Annotated in this window: 19 protein-coding genes and 1 pseudogene; 5 read left to right on the top strand and 15 right to left on the bottom strand. The window is 40.8% G+C overall.

Going from position 1 to position 17695, the window contains the following annotated elements; genetic code table 11:
* Positions 1 to 7 precede the first annotated feature (7 nt).
* Positions 8 to 754 carry a LytTR family DNA-binding domain-containing protein gene (locus OQX61_RS21870; RefSeq protein WP_265843950.1) on the bottom strand — a complete coding sequence of 249 codons (747 nt, stop codon included), beginning with the start codon at positions 752 to 754 and terminating at the stop codon, positions 8 to 10.
* 551 nt (positions 755 to 1305) lie between these two features.
* Between OQX61_RS21870 and OQX61_RS21865 the strand changes: the two genes are divergently transcribed.
* Positions 1306 to 1641, top strand: a complete 336-nt coding sequence (locus tag OQX61_RS21865; RefSeq protein WP_265844050.1) for a cupin domain-containing protein — start codon at positions 1306 to 1308, stop codon at positions 1639 to 1641.
* Here OQX61_RS21865 and OQX61_RS21860 read toward each other — a convergent pair.
* Positions 1610 to 2851 carry an MFS transporter gene (locus tag OQX61_RS21860; protein WP_265843949.1) on the bottom strand — a complete coding sequence of 414 codons (1242 nt, stop codon included), beginning with the start codon at positions 2849 to 2851 and terminating at the stop codon, positions 1610 to 1612. The genes OQX61_RS21865 and OQX61_RS21860 overlap by 32 nt on opposite strands.
* Positions 2852 to 2854: 3 nt before the next feature.
* Positions 2855 to 3577, bottom strand: coding sequence for a class I SAM-dependent methyltransferase (locus OQX61_RS21855; RefSeq protein WP_265843948.1), 723 nt, complete (start codon positions 3575 to 3577; stop codon positions 2855 to 2857).
* Positions 3578 to 3663: 86 nt separating this feature from the next.
* Here OQX61_RS21855 and OQX61_RS21850 point away from each other — a divergent pair, with 86 nt between their 5' ends.
* Positions 3664 to 4242: a TerD family protein gene (locus tag OQX61_RS21850; RefSeq protein WP_347343842.1), complete on the top strand. Its 579-nt coding sequence runs from the start codon at positions 3664 to 3666 to the stop codon at positions 4240 to 4242.
* Positions 4243 to 4259: 17 nt separating this feature from the next.
* Here OQX61_RS21850 and OQX61_RS21845 read toward each other — a convergent pair whose 3' ends face one another.
* The 11 genes from OQX61_RS21845 to OQX61_RS21795 form a co-directional block, all read right to left on the bottom strand.
* Positions 4260 to 6878: a PAS domain-containing protein gene (locus OQX61_RS21845; RefSeq protein ID WP_265843946.1), complete on the bottom strand. Its 2619-nt coding sequence runs from the start codon at positions 6876 to 6878 to the stop codon at positions 4260 to 4262.
* Positions 6879 to 7042: 164 nt separating this feature from the next.
* On the bottom strand, positions 7043 to 7624 hold the full coding sequence (locus OQX61_RS21840) for a DUF4136 domain-containing protein (RefSeq protein ID WP_265843945.1): 582 nt from the start codon (positions 7622 to 7624) through the stop codon (positions 7043 to 7045).
* A 196-nt stretch (positions 7625 to 7820) separates the two neighbouring features.
* Complete coding sequence (locus OQX61_RS21835; RefSeq protein WP_265843944.1) at positions 7821 to 8429, bottom strand: hypothetical protein; 609 nt, start codon at positions 8427 to 8429, stop codon at positions 7821 to 7823.
* Positions 8410 to 9210 carry a metallophosphoesterase gene (locus OQX61_RS21830; protein ID WP_265843943.1) on the bottom strand — a complete coding sequence of 267 codons (801 nt, stop codon included), beginning with the start codon at positions 9208 to 9210 and terminating at the stop codon, positions 8410 to 8412. Before OQX61_RS21830 ends, OQX61_RS21835 begins: the two co-directional genes overlap by 20 nt.
* Before the next feature lie 125 nt (positions 9211 to 9335).
* On the bottom strand, positions 9336 to 9782 hold the full coding sequence (locus tag OQX61_RS21825) for a hypothetical protein (RefSeq protein WP_265843942.1): 447 nt from the start codon (positions 9780 to 9782) through the stop codon (positions 9336 to 9338).
* Positions 9783 to 9893: 111 nt separating this feature from the next.
* Complete coding sequence (locus tag OQX61_RS21820) at positions 9894 to 10205, bottom strand: hypothetical protein (protein WP_265843941.1); 312 nt, start codon at positions 10203 to 10205, stop codon at positions 9894 to 9896.
* Positions 10206 to 10393: 188 nt separating this feature from the next.
* Positions 10394 to 10972 carry an NAD(P)H-dependent oxidoreductase gene (locus OQX61_RS21815; protein WP_265843940.1) on the bottom strand — a complete coding sequence of 193 codons (579 nt, stop codon included), beginning with the start codon at positions 10970 to 10972 and terminating at the stop codon, positions 10394 to 10396.
* 67 nt (positions 10973 to 11039) lie between these two features.
* Positions 11040 to 11606 carry a Crp/Fnr family transcriptional regulator gene (locus tag OQX61_RS21810; protein ID WP_265843939.1) on the bottom strand — a complete coding sequence of 189 codons (567 nt, stop codon included), beginning with the start codon at positions 11604 to 11606 and terminating at the stop codon, positions 11040 to 11042.
* A 213-nt stretch (positions 11607 to 11819) separates the two neighbouring features.
* On the bottom strand, positions 11820 to 12134 hold the full coding sequence (locus OQX61_RS21805) for a hypothetical protein (RefSeq protein ID WP_265843938.1): 315 nt from the start codon (positions 12132 to 12134) through the stop codon (positions 11820 to 11822).
* 199 nt (positions 12135 to 12333) lie between these two features.
* Positions 12334 to 13158 carry a DUF6266 family protein gene (locus tag OQX61_RS21800; protein WP_265843937.1) on the bottom strand — a complete coding sequence of 275 codons (825 nt, stop codon included), beginning with the start codon at positions 13156 to 13158 and terminating at the stop codon, positions 12334 to 12336.
* 360 nt (positions 13159 to 13518) lie between these two features.
* On the bottom strand, positions 13519 to 14100 hold the full coding sequence (locus tag OQX61_RS21795) for a hypothetical protein (RefSeq protein WP_265843936.1): 582 nt from the start codon (positions 14098 to 14100) through the stop codon (positions 13519 to 13521).
* Positions 14101 to 14299: 199 nt separating this feature from the next.
* On the opposite strand from OQX61_RS21795, the gene OQX61_RS21790 reads away from it, so the two are divergent.
* From OQX61_RS21790 to ribB, 3 genes and pseudogenes are all read left to right on the top strand, one after another.
* Complete coding sequence (locus tag OQX61_RS21790; protein WP_265843935.1) at positions 14300 to 14797, top strand: hypothetical protein; 498 nt, start codon at positions 14300 to 14302, stop codon at positions 14795 to 14797.
* Between the two features lie 74 nt (positions 14798 to 14871).
* Positions 14872 to 15672 carry a helix-turn-helix transcriptional regulator gene (locus OQX61_RS21785; protein WP_265843934.1) on the top strand — a complete coding sequence of 267 codons (801 nt, stop codon included), beginning with the start codon at positions 14872 to 14874 and terminating at the stop codon, positions 15670 to 15672.
* A 96-nt stretch (positions 15673 to 15768) separates the two neighbouring features.
* Positions 15769 to 16371, top strand: a pseudogene (gene ribB, locus OQX61_RS21780) (3,4-dihydroxy-2-butanone-4-phosphate synthase); the annotation flags it as partial.
* Between the two features lie 14 nt (positions 16372 to 16385).
* Here ribB and OQX61_RS21775 read toward each other — a convergent pair.
* Positions 16386 to 17657 (bottom strand): prephenate dehydrogenase, encoded by a 1272-nt coding sequence (locus OQX61_RS21775; RefSeq protein ID WP_265843933.1) that lies wholly within the window; start codon positions 17655 to 17657, stop codon positions 16386 to 16388.
* Positions 17658 to 17695 lie beyond the last annotated feature (38 nt).

The raw sequence follows: 17695 nt of genomic DNA, 5'->3' as shown, positions 1-17695 counted from the left end.
ATGAAGTCTATTCGGAGATACTTCGGTTAGATTTCATCGTTTTCTCAGCAAGGAACGTCAGGAATTGCTTTTTATAAGTAGTCCCCAAAGGGATTTCCATCTTATTGCTCAATACAATCGTATTCCCTTCCACTTTCTGGATGTAATTTACCGCAACAATAAATGAGCGTTGTACCCGCACAAAATTATTGATGTCCTGTAACTTGCTCTCCAGTTCCTTCATGGTTAAATAAGCCACATGTGTTTCTGAACAGGTATGGATCTTTACATAATTGTTCAGACCTTCAATGGTAATAATGTCTTTAATATTGATTTTCGTGTATTTCTGAACCTGGTCTGTTTTGATAAAGAAAAAATCATCCACAGGAGCAGGTGCTTTACTAATGGCTTCCAGACTGAGCAGCCTCTTGATCATCAATGCAAACTTGCTCATTGAGATCGGTTTCAATAAATATTCGTTAGCCTGTACCCCGAAAGCTTCATAGGCGTATTTGGAATGACCAGTCGTGATGATCAGGTATTTCGTTTTTGCCCTGATGGCTACAGAAAGATCTAATCCGGAAATACCAGGCATATCCATGTCCATAAAGACAATGTCAATGTTGTCTTCTTCAGAAATCTCCATTAATGCCTGTAATGGATCCGTAAAATACTTGAGCAGGTGCAAATTGGGCATAGCCTCAATATAGTCTGCCAGGAGTTCTACAGCATGCTTCTCGTCGTCAATAATGACGCAGTTTAATTTTTTATCCATTGATCTCCTCCTATAATTCGAATACTTTTAATAAATCTAATCAAAAATTATATTCGCAACGTAAAAACTACATTTGACGTAATACATTTTTTTGTTACATGAAATTTATTAAGGATCTGTAAAGGTAAATCAAATTTGGTGATAAAACTAGATTTTCAGTGTAGGAGCGAAGGATTATGAACATTCTGACCTCGGGAATGGGGCTGAATTGCAATAAAGGGCCAATATTTCATTAACCACATATATCTGATCATTCACCACGCAGGAGCTGCATTTGGTGTAAAAGAATTCCTGGATTAGAATACCTTGTTTACTTTTAAGGCATCCCCCCTATAAAACAAGATTCCTGGTGCATGGAGGTGCATCAGGGATTTTAATTTAAAAGACATTCATACGCACTCAAATCATACCAAAAGGGGGTCATTCCCCTTTATACTCAGTTTAATTCCTCTTTTAATCAACCCTCAATTCTATATACTAATCTCTGCTTTTATCAAACGACAACTCAGCCGCGGCTAATTTGTCGTTTTTGCTATATTTGAACTATGGATATGCAAAGCGAATTGTTTCAAATCGAAGCGGAAATGCCCTGGGAAGACCTTGGCGATGGAATACAAAGACAGGTGTTTGGCCATAACGACCACATTATGCTGGTTAAAGCTAAATTTGAAGCCGGTGCTATCGGAACGTTACACGAGCATCACCATACCCAGGTGACATATGTAGACAGTGGTAGCTTTGAAATGACCATTGGAAACGAAAAAAAGATCCTTAATAAAGGAGACGGCTTTTATGTCCCACCGCATACCATCCATGGTTGTGTATGTATCGCGGCAGGAACATTGATTGATGCCTTTACTCCAGCCCGTGAGGACTTTTTGAAGTAGGCGTATCTACGGCCTTCATGAATTTATATAAATAAGCACAAGCCAGTAATAAACAGGTCAGGATGAACCAAAGGGTATTGTACCCATGATGTTCAGCGATGTAAAATCCGGCTGAAGGACCTACTACCTGCGCAACAGACCATACTAACATATAACCGGCGGCATATTGGCCCCTGTTAAACTCGTTTGCCCTGCTCATCACGAAAGTGTTCACAAAGGGGAGGGCAAACATTTCACCAAAGGTGAAAAACACGATACAGACTACACCCAGGACTAGTGGAGAGCCAAATGGCAGCATCAGTACCAGAAAGGAAGCTGCAATTAAGAGTACGCCAATCGTGATGAAAAACACTGATGATCTCTTCCCCTCAATTTTATGGATCATTACCATTTCAAAAAGCGCGATAATCACCCCGTTAAGGCCTAAAATCAGACCGATCATAAATTCGTCAATCTTCCAGGTCTCTTTAAAAAATACGGGTACGACCCTAAACATCAGGAAAAAGCAAATGATAAAAATGGTACTCAGCAGCAGAAATTTGATAAACAGCACATCTTCCCATGGTTTACGAACCACAATGCCTTTTACCTTTTCTTTAATCGTCTTTCTGTAACCTTTGATTTTTGGCAGGAACCATAAAATGGCCAGTCCTGCAAAGATGCTCACTGCACCATCAACATAAAACAAAAGCCTGTAATTATAGGATGCAATTAATCCGCCCATACTGACCCCAAAAGCCCAGCCTATATTTGTGGCCAGACGGTTTAAGGAATAGGACCTGGTTTCCAGGCCAGGTTTGGCATAAGCTGCAATTGCCGCGAAATTAGCCGGACGGAATGCTTCAGCAAAGAAACTGATCACCACGGCCAGAATGCAAAGCGTATGGAAATGGGTAATACTCGCGAAAAACAAGAAAAAACTACCACCTACAATGGCAGAGATGATCTGAACAGGCCTGAAACCGATCACATCGGTTAGTTTACCTCCCGCTGCAGAACCCATAATTGAACCTACACCAAACAGGGTAATGATCAGTCCGGCATCAGAAGCAGAACGGTGTAAAGCCTGGGTAACATAAAGGCCCATAAAGGGTACAGCCATATAACCACTGCGGTTAATGAGCATAACAATGCTTAAAATCCAGGTTTCCCTGCTCAGACCGGAGAACGATCGCTTGTAGTTCCCCGCAATATCTTGAAGTAGTGACATGATTTATTTTATTCCTCCGAAAGCAGCAAAACAAAGGTTTTTGTGCAATACTTCTACGTGTTTAAAACCGACTTCCTGCATCAGGTTCAGTTGATAATTAATGGATCTTGGCGTGTCTTCGTGATCGATATAATCCAGTACTTTCAGGCAATATTCCGGCCCGCCCAATTCCTCTAAATAATCTGCATATCTCTGGGTAAAAAGCCAATTCAGGTGTGGTGAATCATGCGTGATCAGGTCTGAGATCCAAAAGCATCCACCAGGTTTCAATGCCCGGTAAATTTTCTGGAACATCTGTTTCCAGTCCTCATCACCGCGAAGGTGATGTAAAGTAGCCGCGGCAAAGACAATATCATATTTATCGTCTTCCAGGTCCAGCTCCCGCATGTCCAGCTGAATAGTTTTTACCTGTCCGCTGGTCACCGCGTTTACCCGTTCTTCCGCTCTTTTTAACATAGGAAGGCTCAGGTCGTTTAAAGTGCAGTTTAAATCCTTGATTTTACCCAGCATTTTCAACGTATAATTTCCTGCACCACAACCAATGTCCAGCAATTCTATCGCCTGCGGAGTTACATGTTTTGCAGCTTCAGTACACAATTCCATGGTCAGCGCAGCATCAAGCGTAGTCAGTTGTCCGGTATCCAGATTGGAAAACCGTTCTACATCCTGATCAAATCTTCGCTCGATTTCCTGATTGCTTGCCTTAGCTGAATAATCCTCTGTCATGATTCATGTAATATTTGTGCCAAGATATCAAAATAGAATTGCCAATCAGGCAAAACATACTAACTTTAAAAAGTTCAAATGAAGAAATTATGGCAATTAACTTACGTAAAGGCGAAAAGATTAACATTGGTCTCACCAAAATCAGTGTTGGCTTAGGTTGGGATCCGAATGAAGGAACGGGGCAGGACTTTGACTTAGATGCTTCTGCGTTTATGGTGGATGGGGCCAGGATGATTCCTGCCGAGGAATATTTCGTTTTTTATGGGAATGATAAATCGCCTGATGGCGCATTATTTCATACTGGTGATGACCCTACAGGTGGTAATAGTGCTACGGGCGACGATGAAATCGTTAAAGTAGACCTTTCCCTGGTTGATGAGCGCATTCAGGAAATCCTGTTTGTGGTGACCATTCATGAGGCACAGGCCAGAAGACAAAACTTCGGACAAGTGCGCAGTTCTTACATCAGAATTGTAGACGATACCAATGGTGATGAAGTGGCTAAATACGAATTAGATGAAGATTTCTCCATTGAAACGGCCATTGAATTCGGCAGGCTTTATAAAAGAAATGGCAGCTGGAAGTTCGAAGCTTCGGGGAGAGGATATAAAGAAGATCTGGCCTTTTTTCTGGCTAAATATTATACAGGGGAAATCATCAAATAATTTCCCCACTGGCTAACCTACCTTAAGGTGAGAGCAGTAGGTGGATCATTTATCGGGAGAAGGATGTGGAAAATACTACCTTTTCCCGGTTCACTGGTTACCTGAATCGTACCACCGAGGTCTTCCACCTGTGTTTTAACCATGAAAAGACCCATTCCTTTTCCTTCAACAGCTACATCAAAGCGCTTATATAGGCCAAACAGCTGACTTCCATGTTTTTTCAGGTCAATGCCTTTTCCGTTGTCTTCAAATACAATATTCAAATGCTTTCCGGTCAGGTAAGTTTTAATGATCATCCTGGGATAGATATCAGGCTTTCTGTATTTGATACTGTTCAGGATCAGGTTATAGAAGATGCTGTATAGGTAACCACGCACCGTATAAAACTTTTCTTCTTCCAGCTGATACTCAAAAGTCATATTTTCACTGACAATCAGATTATTTATACTGTCCTTGATTTCAGCAACCAGAATTTGTATTTCTACCAGTTCTTTCATGCGGTCCGGCGCATCTTTTTTCACCGTCAGTACATAATTCAAATCTTTGATCACGGTATCCAGATTTTTAATGGAAGTGCGGAGTCCAAGCATCAGTTCAGCAGCAGAAGAAGGATCGGATTCCATTTCGCTTAACAAATCGCTGATTCCCATGATATTGGCTACTGGTGCGCGTAGGTTATGGGAAACTACATACGTGAATTGTTCCAGGTCTTTATTTCTGCGGATCAGCTCGGAAGTCGTCTCATTCTGGGCTTTGGCAATGTTTTTTTGTTCGGTGATGTCTTTCATGGACAAGATGAATCCCCAATATTGATTTTCATTGTCATTTACACCAATCCACTTTAAAGCGAACCATTTTTCTGAACCGTCTTTTTCAATCACATTCGTTTCATAAGACATGTTTTTCCCATTAATCACATCATCAATGATCTTTTGAAGTCTTGCCCGTTTATTTTTAGCGAAATAATCGAAAATGCTATTCCCTTCCAGTTCTTTATAGTGGCCCCTGAATTCTGCAATTTCTTTTGCCATTTGGCTATAAGAAATGATATTCAGTTGCTGATCAACGAGGATGTAGGCCGCATCCGTATGATCCAGTAAGGTACGGAGATTGGCTTCCGATTTTTTAAGCGTATCCTCGGCAGCTTTTATAGAAGTCACATCTTGCAAAGTTCCATAAAGACGGGTAGTGATGCCTTCCTTATCAAATTCAATCCGGTTTTCTCCCTGCAATATTTTCACTTCTCCTTCGGTGTTTCTAATGCGGAAGCTGGTTTTCATATTTTTTCCAAGGCGGATCAACTTATCGACCTCATATTCTACGCGGAGCTTGTCGTCCGGATGAATCAAGCTGTCAAAATATTCATTTTCAGGAATCAGTGTTTCATCTGCCCAATAGATTTCTTTCAGCCCGTCAGACCAGGTCAGCTCCTGTTTGAGCAGGTCGAAGTTCCAGTTGCCCATCTGTGCCATTTTTTGTGCTTCAGAAAGGACAGCCTCTGCCTGTTTGATCTGCTCTTCCGTTTCTTTCCATTGTGTAATGTCACTTATTACACCGTCTACGGTCTCAATTTCATCGTTTAAAAAATGTGGAACGGCTTTTATCTCAATCCAGCGGATGCTTTTATCTTTACCTATAATCCGGTATTGACTATTTGTTTGTTCTCCTTTTTCCAGCAGAACTCCATCACGTTCTGCAATGTGGCGGTCTTCCGGGTGAATCACATCATACCATAGATTAGGATTCTCATGAAATTCTTCTAAATTATAACCATAAATCCTTGAACAGCCTGCCGACAATTTCAGGTACCGGTTATTTCGGATATCCTTCAGGTAAAAGCCCTCGTTTACGGCATCCAGTAATTTTTCAATTTCATTACTTACCTGCTCTTTTTCTTTTCTGTATTGCACCTGCTCCGTTACTTCCAGCCCGGAGAGGAGCAGGCCCTCAATCATTCCTGTTGCATCACGTAAAGCCTGAATGCTGAAATTAAAATACGGGCCGTTGGATAGGGTAGTGCTGATCTCTTTAACGGTATAGGTTGTTCCCGTTTCATACACCAGTGTTGCTTTTTCATTCAGAAAAGCGAGCGCAGTACCCTCGTATATGGTTTTTAAGGACTCATTTATAATTGGTTTATTTCCAATAATATTTTGAAAAAAAGTATTGACAAAAGTAAAAGTATGTTGCTTACCCATAAGGATTGCAATAGCCAAAGGAATTTCCTGAAGCAAAGCAAAGTTTTTCGGCTGATCAGTTGAAGCAGGACCTGCTACGGCCTGTAAAATGGCGCCGGGCAACCTACGCAGACGGTCTTCTAAAAGGTAATCGGCAGCACCACCGGACAACATTTTAAGGGCTTCTTCTTCAAATTCAGGTCTGCTGATACAGATAAAAGGCAGCTGATAGCCAGTGCGCTGTAGTAACAGCAAGGCCTGGTGTCCGATGGAATTTTTATCCCCGCAAAATGCAAGTACTACATCGGGAGCAAAGCTTTTCAGGCTGAAATCAAAATCAGAAAGCGCTGTTACATTCAGCTGTTGAAAAGTGAGGTCTGATTGGTCTAAGGTGCTGGTTATTAAATTACTATCATTAGCTGGATCTCCCAAAATAAGGATTCTCAGAATGTTTCTCATTAGTTAAAGTCGTTTTTATATGTAGGTAAAGGATAATATAGACAATTTTTTAAAATCCGATACATTATTTTGATAAAAAACAAAATGCCCCCAATAAGTGTCTAACTTTTTGGGGGCACTTCAAATTGGAGGCTATTTGTTTTTTATCAAGTGTTTGCGAAATATTAAGGTAGTTGTTTGAAAATGTTTTCTACTACTTTAGGTATTTCATTGATTGCTTTTTGTGGATCTGTCAATTCTCCTTCGGCCCAACCCCTCCAGATTACTTTGGAGCTGCTGCGTTCAATGATATCGATCATGATATTTCCTTCTTTAATAGGCATTTTACGCTCTCTGCTACCGACATATACCGGGAATGGATTGTCATATACATAAAAGAACCTTGCGCGACCTTTATAATAGGCTACCCTTGGACTCAACATTGGAGGCTGATTATAATAGATTGGCTCATCATAAACTTTCATGCTATTGTTTACAATGGCAGAGTAACGAATCAAAAGATCCGGGTTTTTGTTATCCAGTACCAAACCCTTTTTAGTCAGCTCCGTCTCGGTTGTTTGTACAATTTTATCGGTAACGATATCGTTGTTGTAAATGTTATTGGTCTGTCCGTCTTCAGGAGGAAGCCAGGCATAAGTTTTAAAGTCGGTTCCAACTGGCTTACTACCTACTGCATAGTAGTTGTAAGGTGAACAGGCCGACAGCATCCCTGTTGCCAGGAGTAATAATAATAGTTGTTTTTTCATGGTAAACGTTTTTTAGAGTAGGGTAAACTTTTAATGTTGTTTTATTAAAGGTTAATTTCGACTCAATGTTTCCAGGGTGCCGGTTCTTGTTAACCTAATAATACTAATACAATAAAAGTTCACAAAATGTTTAGCCGATCTTTAAAAAAACTGAAATTAAGAAATATCCTTACTATGTATTTAGAAATGGAACCTGTTAAAACTTAACACGCATACCTATTCCCAACTGGAATACATCTGTCAGGGTTAAGGAAGAGGTGTTTTGAAAGTAATTAATGATATAATAATCATTGGTATTGAATTCAGAATATAAGCTGATGGCTTTAACACCTGAATCTTTCCAGATCTTTTTCATGTCGAATTCAATCTCACTTCCAATCGAGAGATTGGGCCTTAAGGCTTCAGACCAGTAATAGTAATTATCCGGATAAAGATCTTTGTCGAAACTAAAAGAGAGGTCAGGGTGAAAAGTATAACTCGCAAAGAATCCCGGATTAAAGGGATAGATCTTTCCCCAGTCTTTTAACTTTATTTCATAAAATTTATACGCGAATTTTGCAGTAACAATGTGCAGTTCGCCCCCTTTATTTACCGGAACATAACCATAATTGAAATCCAGTATTCCTTTTTTATTTTTAAAAAGATCATAGCCGGCACCTACACTGAAATAGCCGATGCTGCCGGCAAACTGCACAATCGCATTGTCGGGAACCAGGAAGTTTAACTTCTGAGCTGAGGCCTTTCCCGAAAACAGGAAAAGTACTGCTAATAATATATATACGCGCTTAAAATGATATCCGTTCAAAACTTATTTTATGATTAATGATTTCAACTAATAAAAACTCTTCATTTCCAATAGAACTGGTGATGACATAAGGGATTCCGGAATCATCAGGGAAATAAAGGTCATAAGTATGGTTATGGCCATGTAATGAGGCTAGAAATCCTGGTGTTTCTGCAAAAGTTCCGGTATAATCTTTCACTAATTTGGGGTCAAAGTCTGGCGAAATAGTAGGTACATGTGAAACAGCCAGATAATTGCTGACTCCATCCTGTGGTTGTAGCTCCGTTTTTAACCAGGAGATATCAGGTACCTGACCATTGAAACTGTACTCCCTGCTATTGGTATCATGACAGATAAATTTCGTTCCGCCATAGACGAATGTATAATTCAAAGCACCGAACATCCTTTGAAAGACTTCCCTGCCACGATTGGTCAGGTCATGGTTACCAATAACACCCATATAAGGGACATTTAGTTTTCTTAAAGCTCTGCTGATCCATTCCATTTCCTTTAATACGCCGAACTCCGTGAAATCACCGGCAATAAGTACAAAGTCAACACCTGGTAGTGAATTCACCTTTTCAACAAAAGTAATGGTTTCATCGCGTGACCTTTGGGGATCACCACTTAGCACGAAGCGAACGGTGTCGTCGTTCTTGCCGTCGCCAAGGCGACTCAAGCTGGTTGCATTGACATCTTTAGGGGAATTCCTGTCGAAAACCTGGTTTGGGCTATATTCAAATTGGTTACAGCTCAGCAAACCGATGCTTAAAAAAAGCCCCGCTAGTATAATTTTGTTCATGGAAAATTCTAATATTTCCACAAAACTAAACTTAAACAAAGAGTTTAAACATCTAATATGGCGTTATGGCATTCCTATAACCGTTAAATGGCATTAATTTAACATTTCTGTCAAACTCAGAAAAGCTAAAAAATGGTAGAAATACCGGAGAGGAGTGTAACTGCCTGAGCTTCTTCTGCTAAGGCACGGAATACTGTGACAGGTATAAATCTCCAGGTGATTTGTTGGTTTTCCTGCACATTTAGGACTTCTATTGGCTGATTCATTAAATGTTGTTCAAAAAACAACTGTTTACTGGATGCCCAGGCTTTCGGATCGCCAAGGTTGGCCGGCCAGGTATACAATTTATGGGCCTCAATAGGTTTTTCTTCGAGAATATGGGTAGATGTTTTAGAGAGCAGGGGACTGATGTCAAATTCCTGAACGGCAGCATGGAGAACGGATTCACTGTTAGTGATGCCTAATGCAGTACCGCTAAATTCAACAACCATAATGTTTTGCCCCTCCACACGGGCAGGCTTTCCAAAAAACAAATACTTTCCTGTGGTCAATTGTTGTAATTCTGCCGCCATAGTGATTTTGAGGTAAAGCTACAATTTAAAAGATACATTTAAGGAGATAACGGAAAAAGGGCCGGATTTCTCCAGCCCTTTTTAAACATACACTATTATTTTTTATACTGATTATTGAATTACTTTACCGTCAGCTCCAATTTTGATAGCCGCAGTTTCTGCGTCTTTCTTCACCTCTACCAGGTAGTATGTAGTTTTGTCAGCATTAGTTACAAGGAATGCTGCTGTTGGCGTCCATGCTTTAACTGGTTCTGATTGTAATGTTGTAGTTACTGCTTCAGGTAAATCTTTCAATTCTACAGGAACTTTTGTAGTACTATCTTGTTTTACTGTAATAGCTACTGTGTTTTTTACTTCTGATGCGTTTACTGCTGAAATTCCTGCGAAAGCTAAAAATGCTGCTGATAAAATGATCTTTTTCATATCTATTGTGTTTCTGTTAAATATTCTTGTTAATTCTGATTAGACTAAGGTTCATAATGATGCCAGGAGTATTTATTATTAGTATCTTGCTGAAAAACAACTGTTTATGTAATTGTGTCAGATTTTAACTGTAGAGATGCTCCACACTTTGTGGCTTAATGAAGCGGTTTAAAATTGGTTTGGCCGGATTATTTTTGTTGCTGCCCCAAAAGATGGATTTTATCGAGCCATTTTTGCCGCTGTTTTGCACTGGCAGTCTTCACAATTCCAACGGTACTCAACTTAACGGGCTTTACTCCACAAAATTCCAGGGTGCTTTTTTTCAATTGGTGGATGCTGGGGTTCCCATAAATGAAACGGTAATACCAGGCCGGTTGATCCATGGTGGTGATAATTCTCGCCGTTTTACCCGTTAATAGCTTATCCCAGAAAATGGAATTTTCCCTGTACTGATAAGTGAGGCCCGGCAGAAACAAGCGGTCGATAAAACCTTTCATGATGGCGGGCATGCCTCCCCACCAAACCGGATGGATCCAAACGAGGTGATCTGCTGCTTTGATCATTTCTAAACTAGCCAGGAGATCAGGTTCTAATTCCATTCTTCGATTATAACCATAGGCCAGATTGGGATTAAAATGGAGTGCTGAGATATTGATCTGACTGATTTGGGCGCCTGTTTTTTGCGCACCACTGTGATAAGACTCTGCAAGCGCGTGATTGAAACTATCCTTGTTTGGATGTCCGTTTATAATAAGTATTCTGCTCATTTTCTACTTTGTGAGATGGTATGGCACAAAAATAGGAGAGACCAGGATGCTGCTTTAGGACAAATGTCTAAAAAGAAAGCTCATTTCTCAGTCGGCTGAGGTGTCGGGCTGTAATCCCTAAATAGGAAGCGAGGTATTGCAAAGGAATTTGCTGAACATAAACCGGCTGGTTTTCCAACAAATCAAGATATCGCTTTTTTGCTTTCTCCTGTTGAAATTGAAAAACTCTTTTTTCCAGTTCCAGGTATTGCTGCTCGGCGATGATCTTTAGAAATTTGTTCCAGTTGGGATTAGTATCTGCTAAATGATCCAAATCAATTTTTTGAATCAATAGCAATTCTGTGGGTACTAGAGCCTGTATGTTTTCTATGGTTGGATTACCGGTGATAAAGGAAGCGTAGGCGGTCATCAATGCGCCGGGGAAAGTAATACAATACGTTGTTTCTATTCCTGTTTCAGCACGAAAAAATGTTCTCAGGATCCCTGTGTTCAGAAAGGCGACTTCTTTGCAGGTTTTCCCTTCGGCTATAAAGAATTCTCCTTTTTGTAGTTTTTTAGGTTTCATCATCCCGATGACTTCATTGATTTCTGCCGGGCTGAATAGTTGAAAGGAAGTTAAAAAGTTGCGTATCATCTGTCTTGTATCTAAGCTTTCCCTGAGTGTTTGATCTTCAAATATATCATAAAAGGGAACAGATTAGGGAAAGCAGGGAGGAAACAATGTAAGTCCCGGTGGTCGTTAAAAAAATGAAGACAAGAAAAAGCCGGATTGCTCCGGCTTCTTCCTGTAAAAATACTGCTTCAATTATTATTCAAACCGGTGGTATGATGATTTACCACCAAGGTCTTATTGTGTAACGGGTTTACCGTCTGCGCCTAATTTCACTGCAGCTGTTTCATCACCTTTTTTAATATCAATGTGATAATAGGTGGTTTTGTCTGCATTTGTCACTAAAAATGCTGCTGTTGGTGTCCACTGTTTTACAGGTTCTGTTTGTAATGTTGCTTTCACTGGCTCTGGCAGGTCAGCCAATTCTACAGGTACTTTAGTGGTACTATCTTGTTTAACTGTAATTGCTAAAGGTGATTTTACTTCTGTTGCGTTTGCTGCTGTTAATCCTGCGAAAGCTAAAAATGCTGCTGATAAAATGATCTTTTTCATATCTCTTGTGTTTCAGTTAATATTCTAATTAATTACGTTTAGGGTATGTTTAATAATGGTGCCGCAAATGAATTAATTTATTACTGCACTGAAATACAATAGGTTAACGTTTTTGCTGCGCTTTTAGAGTGTAGCATTATTCCACAGTTTGTGGGGGATTTAATCAGGTCAGGACTAAAATTCGTTTAAAATCCCTGTTTTAGGAGGGTTTCCCCGGCAGGTGTGCCAGTTTTTCCTTCAAAACCAGGTATTCTTTTTCCAGGTGCCGGAAAGGTTTGGCTTTGATGACTCCTTCCGCGTAATCCATTTTTTTCTGCTCATAATCAGCAGCTACCAGGTCATAACGGGCTTTAGTGTCCTTGTACTTTGCTTTTTCAGCCTCGCTTTCCGCTACACCGTTTAGGTTTCCCACATAAATACTGTCGGAGATTAGTTTTTCATTTGAAGATCTAAAGCATATATAAACTTCCATCTGCGCGGTCATCTTCCATGATTTTAAAGGGATAAAACAGGTTCCATCTGCTCTTTTTGCCGCATTCAGGAAGGTACTTGCTTGTTTTTTCGTTGGGTGACTGATCGCTACCATCAGGATGTCATCACTGGAAGCATTATTGGAAATACCGGTATCCCAGCTTAAATTGAGGCCATCTTCTCCTTTACTGATTTTCAGATCCCTGGCCACTTCCAGTGATCCGGAACTCAGGGTCACTTTGTCATAATCAATCTTTATATTAGGATATTCGCCGGTCAAAGCCTGTTTTTTATTATAAGAAGTAGCCAGATTATGCGGGTTTTTAAGTGTTCCTTCTGCCTCCAGCCTAAAACTGGTATTGATAAATTCCTTCAGAGGTTTCAGCAATTCCATGGTTACCGTCATCGCCTGGCGATTGCTCAGTTGTTTTATACTCGGTTTTCCCTGTTTACCAACCAGGCGGCAGATCAGTTGTCCATTTAACATATAAAAAACCATATTTCCTATTTTTCCAGAAAGGGGCCCAAAAGGGCCTATAGTACATTTTGCCATGATTAAGAGGTTAATTTGTCTGAGTTAACAGAAACTAAGATACTGATTAACAGTGAGGTAATTTAGGGTTATTCTGTGATGAAGTTATATTTTCTACTAACAATTTAGTGGATTAAAACAGTGTTAATTCTGCCTTGAAAGGCAATTTAACCAACTAAAGCCCTAGCAACCTCCTCATAATATCCGCTTAAAAATCACAAATGTAAAGATTCATTTTTGCGCGATGTCCTGTGCTACAGGGTAAAGGTCCGTGTTAAAACCGATGCTAAGTCGGGGTATAACAGGATAAAAAAAGAGGTTGCCCTTCTTTTACAGATGATACAACCTCTTGTCGCAATGAATAATTAAAAAAAGTAGCGTTTAGTTCATATCTTTTTCCACCTTTTTAGCTGTGCTTTGACCAGGAAGATAAATTTGGAAACCTACGCCAAGACTCAGGGTATGGCTATAGGCACTGCTTCCAAAGCCCACAATTCCATTGTATTTCAGCAGTGCTTCTAATCCGATGGAGCGGGTCACGAAATAGGTAAAACCAGGACCGAAACTAAATCCAAGACCATTGGTAGAACCTCCTGATCCTGCCGGATTAATTCCGTTGATCCCTACAGTAGCCTCTCCAAAAAATCTGGAGTTTTTAACCACTTCATCGGCACCTGTCATGCCATAGTACCTTCCTAAAGCCCCAATGCCATAAGAAATACTGGTTCCTGCACCTTTTGCAGTGGCAAGTCCAAAATTAACATCGCCACCCAGTGCCAAACCATCCTGTACAAACCAGGCGGCTTTAGGATTGATATTTAAACTGAATACGTTGGGCTTATCTAAGCCAAACTGGATGTTGGATATGTTGGCACCCATCATCACATTCCCTTTTTGTATCTGAGCATTGGCTCCATAAAGCATGCCGATACTTAAACTAATTGTTAAGCATAATTTTTTCATCTTGTAGGATTTAAATGTAATAAGGTAACAAATTATCTCTGGTTTGGTTTTTTAAAACTATTAGCCCTTAATGGGTTAGCGCCTCCTGACTGGGGTGATCAGGTCAGATGACAGGACTCATTTGAAGGTTTAAGGCCCCCATAATGGGCTTCGCAAAATATCTTACTACCTTTGGTGGTTGCAGAGAAATTATATTTAAATGAAATTATCATTCGGAACGGTCATTGATGACCAGCCTAATTACTTTATTGAAAAGATCTGGAAGGGATTAACAAACCTTTCAGCGCATTTAGAAAAGGACTATTACCAATATTTACAGCGCCATCTGGAGAAATTTAACCGCAGTTGGGATGGTGATCAATACACTGAATTTCTGGAGCCAAAAATACATACCATCCGTAAAGATGCCGATAATTTATGGCGTCAGGGCATGGAAATTATGATGGTAATTGATAAGGATACTCCCGGAGAGTTTCAGTTTGCACCTGTTTTGTCTTGTCAGCATATCCAGACCATTTCAATAAGTAAAGTAGAAAACAGGCCGGTTCAGGCTAGCATTGATGGTCGGCTTTTACCTACGGCAGAACTTCATCAATTTGCAGTAAATGATGGTTTTCAGGATATTGAAGCGTTGTATGCCTATTTTAATGGCGATTTTAAGGGAAAACTGATTCATTGGACTGCCTTTAAATATTAGCCTTTTATTATATGATTGTGAGTTATCAGCTTGAAGATTTCAGTTCTCCCTGCGCCATTCGAGGTCAGTTCGTCATGGATAGATTTGAAAATATTGGCCGGCCGGCAAATATGGTATGGCCTCATAAACACAATTTTTATGAGATTTTATGGTTGGAAAAGGGGCCTTCCATGCATACCATAGACCAACATTCTTTTGAGTTATCGCTGGACTCTATCTTTTTTATTGCGCCCGGACAAATTCATGAGTTGGAGAAAGCCGAAGAACTAAGAGGATATAGCATTATGTTTACGGCACAATTTCTGGCGCTTGGGGACAGACCTCCAGATATGCCTGCGCAATTGTCGTTCATGGAGAATACTTATGAGAATCCTGCTTTAAGCTTACCTCTAAAAGAACGGGATGGACTTCTTGCTTCCTTAAACATGCTGCATGCAGAAACCGGCAGAACGGATCGCTCTGTAAATATCATCAGGCATTTGCTTTTGGCCTTTCTCTTCCAGGTGAAAAGAATGGTAGCCGAAGTACCGGCCTTCCGACAAGACAACCTCCAGGTCATGACGGTTAAAAAGTTCAAAAAGCTGGTGGAAAATCATTTTAAACAAGAAACGAGGCTTTCCTTTTTTGCAGAAGCTTTGTTTATGACACCTGCACACCTCAATGAAGTGGTAAAAGCGATTACAGGTAAAACGGCAGGAGAGACCATCAGGGAAAGGTTATTACTGGAAGCCAAAAGAATGCTGATTCATGGCCATTTAACAGTTGGACAAATCGCTGCCGAGCTTGGGTTTGCTGATTTCTCGTATTTCTCCAGACAGTTTAAAAAGCAGGAGGGAATGAGCCCGGCTACCTTTCGCAAAATGAAAATTGACTAGTTTCATTTAAAGTACCAATAAAGCCCTGCTTTATCCTAAAATTAAAAATCCATTCCAGATAACTTTGCAGTTTGGAAATTTAAGCGATAAGATAACATGCAAATTAAACTGAACACCATTCCTGAGGCGATTGAAGCCTTAAAAAATGGGAAAGTCATTATTGTGGTAGACAATGAAAACCGGGAAAATGAAGGTGATTTTATCACTACAGCTGAAGCTGCAAGTCCGGAAGTCATCAATTTTATGATTACGCATGGCAGAGGGCTGGTTTGTGCGCCACTAACGGCTCAGCGGTGTGAAGAACTTCAACTCCATCAAATGGTACAACAGAATACTGCGGCTTATGAAACCAGTTTCACTGTCTCAGTAGATTTACTCGGTAGTGGCTGTAGCACCGGGATTTCAGCTTCCGACCGTTCAAAAACTATCCGCTCCTTAATAAATCGGGAAACCAAAGCCTTTGATCTTGGTAAACCTGGCCATATCTTTCCATTGCGCGCTCATGAAGGTGGTGTATTGGCCAGACCTGGCCATACGGAAGCAACCGTAGACCTGGCACGCCTGGCAGGGATGTCATCTGCCGGCGTATTGGTAGAAATCCTGAAGGAAGATGGCGAAATGGCCCGCTTACCCGATTTAATCAGGATTGCCGCAAAACATCAGTTGAAAATCATTTCTATTGAAGACCTGATCATTTACCTCCGCAAAACTAATTAAGGCAGATAAGTCTGGTCTGACAACCTTTTGATCATTGCAGAGCTTTGTTCGCGTCCCTGTGCTAACCGGTCTTTGAAGAACAGTTTTGTTTGATCGAAATGTTGTTTATAGCCCTCCATATCCCCATAGCCAATAATTGAAGTCCATTCCCGTACTGCGGAATGAAACTCAAGGTCGTCGGCGCGGATACTTTTGTCGAACAAGGCTGCTGTGATAGATTCTTCCAGCAGCTCTTCATTGCGAAACAGGTATTCCACAATCCCCAGTCGCAAACGGAAGGGAGGCGTCTGACAAATCAGGTTGTCGTAAGGATTGGTTTGTAAGTGATACCAGGAATCCGCCATGCTCAATAAACTCAGGTGGGAATTTGCTTTTCTAACGCCTGGACTGGCAGACAGAGAAAATTCCTGCATAATCTGATCGTCCAGTAATAAAGGCTTCCTGCGCTCATTGAAAACGAAATCCCGTACTTTATAAAGGCGGGTTCTGAAGGCTTGCTCTTCTTCCATGATCATCATCTTGAAAAGTTCAGATTCTGACTGGGCATAGCGCTTTACCTGCTGGCGGGCAAAGGGGTTTAATATGGCCAGACCCGCATAAATATGTGCTTTATAACTGAAAATCCTCAAAGTAGTCAGGATTTTCACATTGTCTATCCCACCCAGGTAGGAGGCGTTTTCCCATGGGAAGAAACCAGCGGAGGCCCAGGCGGTGCCCATACTTTCAAAGCCCACATGAGTTGCGGCCTGTGTATCGGCAACAATGCGGTCGTGGTCTTTATAATCCTTCATTTCGACCATTTCAGAGCCCAGACAGGAGAGAAGATCTGTCATGCGCTGATAAGCTTCCGCATTTGTTCTATGTGGGATCACGATCATGGTCTGACCCGCAGGATCAAAACCGGGGCCATGAAGAGAGTGGCAGGTAATGATGTGCACATCCTTTGGCAGGTGTTTTTCAAAAGCCATAATTTCAGGATGCTTCACGGAAGTTTGCCCGCCTACAATAGCCCCATATTTGGTGGAGCTGCCATAACGTTCCAAAACTTCTTCAATACGTTCAGATTCTACGGCATAAAAGATCACATCGCAAATGCGCGATACTTCTTTACCATCATAGAGGATGGATATGCCCAAAGGGCTCAATTCTTCTTCCAGCTGTGCCCGTCTTGCCGGGAGATCTGAGCCATAAACGGTATAACCTGCCCTGGCAAAGCCTTTGGCATACATTTTACCCATATCGCCCAGACCGATGATTCCTACATTCATAAAACCTGTTCTTAATGCAAAATAACTGAAATAACGCC

Source organism: Pedobacter sp. PLR (genome assembly GCF_026239675.1).
In the GTDB taxonomy this organism is placed as follows: Bacteria; Bacteroidota; Bacteroidia; order Sphingobacteriales; family Sphingobacteriaceae; genus Pedobacter.
Note: the sequence above shows the minus strand (reverse complement) of the source record. Positions and strands in the feature narration are given on the sequence as shown.